Raw genomic sequence first — 1,331 nt, 5'->3', positions numbered from 1 at the left:
CCCTGGACGAGCCGCGCCCCGGCACTCGCGTGTTCATCCCCGCGTCCCTCGCAGACAACCCGCACCTCGACGACTCGTACCTCGATCGGCTCGGCTCGCTCGACGAGATGCTGCGCCGCGCGCTCCGCGACGGCGATTGGGACATCCTCGAAGGCGTCCGCTTCACCAACTGGCGCAGGAGCATCCATGTCATCGAGCCCGAGACGCTGCCGATCCCGCTCGGTGGGGTCACGAAGGCGGTGGGAGTCGACTACGGACTCAGTGCCCCGTTCGCCGCGCTGTGGGGTGCGAGGCTCAGCGACGGGCTGATCGTCATCTACCGGGAGCTGTACCTCGCCGGCCTCACGCCGAGGGAGCAGGCCATCGCCATCAAGGAGGCCGAGATGCCCGGCGAGCGCGCCCCGAACCGCCGCGTACCGGTGGCGCTCGACCCGTCGACCTGGGCCAGGACCGCGCACACCACCAAGAGTGTCAAGCCGATCGACCCGGACGAACCGCCACCCGGCTCGATCGCCGAGGCCTACCGCAAGCGGCTCGGCCACGCAGTACGGAAGGCGAACAACGACCGCCTCGCCGGCGCCGCGCTCCTGGACGACAAGCTCAAGGTCCGCGCGGACGGCCTGCCCCGGATCCTCGTCTACTCAACGTGCACCAACCTGATCCGCACGCTGCCCGCGCTCCCCCGCGCGAACACCAACCCCGAGGACGTCGACACCAACGCCGAGGACCATGCCTACGACGCGCTCCGGTACCTGCTGATGGAGATGGAAGGCCGCGGCCCCGACGTACCGAAGTCCGGAGCTGCTTCCACCCTGCAGGGAGTGCCGGCCTCCGAGACCGGATCTCTTGCCACGGCTGGGTTCTGACATGGCTGAGCCCCGGCTTGTTCCGCCATGTGATTCCCGGTCAGGTGACGGCCGTCGCGGGCCATGGCGGGCCAGGGCTCAGAACCGTAACGATCGCCACCTCAGTGAAACGTTCGTTCGGTCCTTACCGATGGTCTCATCGTGCGGCCCCTTAATTTGCTGCTGAATTAAGTAGCCGCACGACCTGAGACCTTGACCCGACGCCCACGCTTGTTAGATTGACCACCTAACAGTTGTGCGGGTGTCTTGACGGAGACCCCCACCACCACACCTCAGGAGGCTCACCCATGACGACACAGAGCCGGGCGCGGCTGAACCATCCCGCCCTCGACAGCCTCGTCGAACCCCTCGAAGCCATCAAGGACCCGTACCAGCGGTCCGCCCGTGCTGCCCAGTTGGTACGGATCCGGTACGACGAGATCGTCCTGCACTGGCAGCTCCTCAATGAGATCGCGAAGCCGAACC

The 1,331-nt window shown here is 67.1% G+C and carries 1 protein-coding gene; it reads left to right on the top strand.

What is annotated here, in order from left to right; translation table 11 throughout:
• Positions 1-866 (top strand): hypothetical protein (locus A3ES_RS0145630; protein WP_020393494.1); only part of this gene is annotated, 866 nt, incomplete at its 5' end.
• Between the last annotated feature and the right edge of the window lie 465 nt (positions 867-1,331).

The organism is Kribbella catacumbae DSM 19601, from assembly GCF_000372465.1.
Taxonomy (GTDB): Bacteria; Actinomycetota; Actinomycetes; order Propionibacteriales; family Kribbellaceae; genus Kribbella; species Kribbella catacumbae.
The sequence above is the reverse complement of the archived record's forward strand: the minus strand, read 5'-3'. Positions and strand labels throughout refer to the sequence as shown.